This is a genomic window from Inhella sp. (assembly GCF_027532025.1).
In the GTDB taxonomy this organism is placed as follows: Bacteria; Pseudomonadota; Gammaproteobacteria; order Burkholderiales; family Burkholderiaceae_C; genus Inhella.
Genome location: NZ_JAPZSY010000056.1, coordinates 1 through 2,748 on the forward strand (window position 1 = coordinate 1; position 2,748 = coordinate 2,748).

Genomic DNA, 2,748 nt, shown 5'->3' on the forward strand with positions numbered 1-2,748 from the left:
ACTTTTGCAGGGCCGGCTAAGCCGGCACGCAGGCGTCCATGCGACGGCAGCCTTGGGCCAGCACGTCCAAGAACAACTGCCGATCCTCGTCGTCCACAAAGATCGCCTCGCGCCGGTCACCGCGGGAGGTCAGGTGGTAAACGGCGCCGGGGAATTCGATGCGCAATGGACGGGCCATGGAGGCAATCTACGCGGTCAGTGGTGGTGGGGGGGGCAAAAGGCAAGACCTGACCCCGGAGCCGCCACACCGCATGGGCGGCGGCTTCCAGCGCGACTTGGGCTTGCGCGTCGCGCGCGGGGTCCTCGTCCACGAAGAACACCGGGCGGCCCAGCACCGCGTGCGTCAGCGCCCGGCCCTGGTGGGCTTCGGCCACGCGCTTCAAGCGCTTCATGTAGCCGGCCACCACATCGGCGTACTTGGCGCTGCGCCCGCCGCCCACGTCGGTGTGCTGGTCGAGCAGGTCGCTGCCGAGGATGCTCTTCATCGAGCGCATCAAGCGCCCGTCGTGCCCGTCCACGTAGGCCCGCAAGGCCGCGCGGCCGAAGGCCCGCGGGGGGCCGTCCACGTCGTGCGCGCCTTCGGCGAAGTAGAAGACCGCCGTGGGCATGGTCAGTGCGGCGCCTTCCAGGGGCACCAGGGCCATGCCCTCGCCCCGCCCGTCACGCTGGGGCAGGGCCACGGCCGAGTTGGAGGTGCCGAAGTCGATGGCGCAAAACGACGGGGCGGCCACGGGGCACTCCAGAGCAAAAGGGCGCGGATTCTAGGGAGGTGAGGCGCGCTCGGGTGAGGCCAGGCTGGCGTTGCGTTCGGCGCGCGGCGCGGGAATGCCGCGCTCGCCGTAACCTACAGGCCCGTCATCGCTAGAGAGAATGGATCGATGAGTCAGTTTGAAACGCGTCGCTTGGAGGCCCTTCGCCTGCTGAAGGCCACCGGCATTCGTCCCTCCAACTATCTCCCTCCGCTGCTGCAATGGCTTTGGCGAAGGGGCTACGAGGTGCCGCCGCCGCACTTTGTGCCCTTTGGCAGGATGTGGCTCGTCGCCGGGGGCTACTTCGGTGTCGCCTGGGGGCTCTTGATGGGGCTCGTCTGGGGGTGGGTGGTGCCTCCGACCGCTATGAGTTTCCTGGGTCTCGGCGTGGGCGCCGTCTTTGCCGGGCTCTTCTTCGGGCTGTTCATGGCGAGTTACTACGCCTATTGCCGGCGCAAGCACGCCCTGCCGGCGTGGAAGGACCTGAGCCCCCTGCCCGACTCGGCAGGCTCGAACTGAACTTCGGCCCCCCTCTATGCCCAGCACTGCCATGCCCCGCACCCTCATCTCTTCTGGCTCTCCCTTCGAACAAGAACTCGCCTACAGCCGCGCCGTGGTGCAGGGCGATTGGGTTTTCGTCTCGGGCACCACGGGCTTCAACTACGCCACGATGACCATTTCCGATGACGTGGCGACCCAGGCCGAGCAGTGCTTCCAAAACATCGCCGCCGCCCTGGCGCAGGCCGGGGCCAGCCTGAAGGACGTCGTTCGGGTGACCTACCTGTTGCCCGATGGCAAGGACTTCGCGCCCTGTGCGCCGGTGCTGCGCAAGCACTTGGGTGACATTCGCCCTGCGGCCACCATGCAGTGCGTGGGTCTGCTGGACCCTCGCATGAAGATCGAGATCGAGGTCACGGCGCTGAAGCGGGGAACGGGAGCATGAGGGCCGGGCTGAGCTTCGAGCCGATCGACGCGGGCAACGTGGCCCGGTACGTGCCGTTGTACGTCGCGGTTTTCAACGCGCCGCCCTGGAACGACGGCTGGACCGAGGCCGCTGCCTTCGAGCGTTTGGGGGGCTTTGCCAGCGAGGCCCGATTTCTCGGCGTGGGGGCTTTGTTCCAGGGTCAGCCCGTCGGGCTGGCGCTGGGCCACGGTGAGCGCTGGACCGACCGCTGGCTGTTCCAGCTGCGCGAGATGTGCGTGGCCACGGCCTGCCAAGGGCAAGGCGTGGGCCGGGCCCTGATGGCGAACTTCGAGGCGGAACTCCGCGGCGCGGGCTACGGCACGGTGTACCTGCAAACCGGCCAAGATGCCCCGGCCCGCGCGTTTTACGAGGCCGCGGGTTTCGTGCCCTACGGCCACGTGCCCATGCACAAGCACTTGGTGCCCGCGTGAGCGGGCCGGCATTCACACCCCGTAGAAACGGAAGTCCGTCGGCGGCTTGCGGCCGCTGATGAGCTGGGCCATGGCGTGGCCGCTGCCGGCGCCGTGGGTCCAGCCCAGGGTGCCGTGGCCGCAGTTGAGCCACAGCTTCTTGAGCTTTTTGCTGCGCCCGATGTAGGGGATGTTGGTGGGTGTGCTCGGCCGCAGGCCGGTCCAGAAGTTCGGCTCGCTGAGGTCGGCCACCCCGGGGAACGGGGCCTCGCGGTCATGGGGTCAGGTCTTGCCTTTTGACCCCCCGCCCCACTGCGCCCACGCCATCGGCCGCATCCAAGCGCGCCAACAACTCCATTGCCTGCGCCGGATTGCCCCGCGCCGCGCGGACCTCAAAACGCGTTCTCGCGTCGTGGTTGGCCAGCGCAACCGTGGCCAACTCATCCATGAGTTTGTTGACGCTGACCGAGCGGGCCTTGGCCAATTCGCGGAGTCGATCGTGCTTGTCGTCGGGCAAGCGGATGGTCAGGACGGACATGGGAACACCTCCAAGCACTGTTCAGGGACGAGGACTTGCAAGCCGGGGAAACGCAGTTCACCTCGCGTCAGGTCCCGCAAGTTACGA

At 67.8% G+C, this 2,748-nt stretch carries 4 protein-coding genes and 2 pseudogenes; 3 read left to right on the plus strand and 3 right to left on the minus strand.

Annotated features, from left to right (window positions below; translation table 11 throughout):
• Positions 1 to 245: 245 nt before the first annotated feature.
• Positions 246 to 731, minus strand: a pseudogene (locus tag O9335_RS09250) (heat-shock protein); the annotation flags it as partial.
• Between the two features lie 147 nt (positions 732 to 878).
• Here O9335_RS09250 and O9335_RS09255 point away from each other — a divergent pair.
• The 3 genes from O9335_RS09255 to O9335_RS09265 are packed head-to-tail and all read left to right on the plus strand — an operon-like array spanning position 879 to position 2,144.
• A complete protein-coding gene (locus O9335_RS09255) occupies positions 879 to 1,268 on the plus strand; it encodes a DUF6404 family protein (RefSeq protein ID WP_298386969.1) in 390 nt (129 codons plus the stop codon).
• Positions 1,269 to 1,299: 31 nt separating this feature from the next.
• Positions 1,300 to 1,692, plus strand: a complete 393-nt coding sequence (locus tag O9335_RS09260) for a RidA family protein (RefSeq protein ID WP_298386971.1) — start codon at positions 1,300 to 1,302, stop codon at positions 1,690 to 1,692.
• Positions 1,689 to 2,144, plus strand: coding sequence for a GNAT family N-acetyltransferase (locus O9335_RS09265; protein WP_298386972.1), 456 nt, complete (start codon positions 1,689 to 1,691; stop codon positions 2,142 to 2,144). Before O9335_RS09260 ends, O9335_RS09265 begins: the two co-directional genes overlap by 4 nt.
• 12 nt (positions 2,145 to 2,156) lie before the next feature.
• Here the strand turns inward: O9335_RS09265 and O9335_RS09270 are convergent.
• Together O9335_RS09270 and O9335_RS09275 are read right to left on the minus strand one after the other, a co-directional pair.
• A pseudogene (locus O9335_RS09270) lies at positions 2,157 to 2,360 on the minus strand (FAD-dependent oxidoreductase); the annotation flags it as partial.
• A 37-nt stretch (positions 2,361 to 2,397) separates the two neighbouring features.
• Positions 2,398 to 2,661, minus strand: coding sequence for a toxin-antitoxin system HicB family antitoxin (locus O9335_RS09275; protein WP_298386975.1), 264 nt, complete (start codon positions 2,659 to 2,661; stop codon positions 2,398 to 2,400).
• Between the last annotated feature and the right edge of the window lie 87 nt (positions 2,662 to 2,748).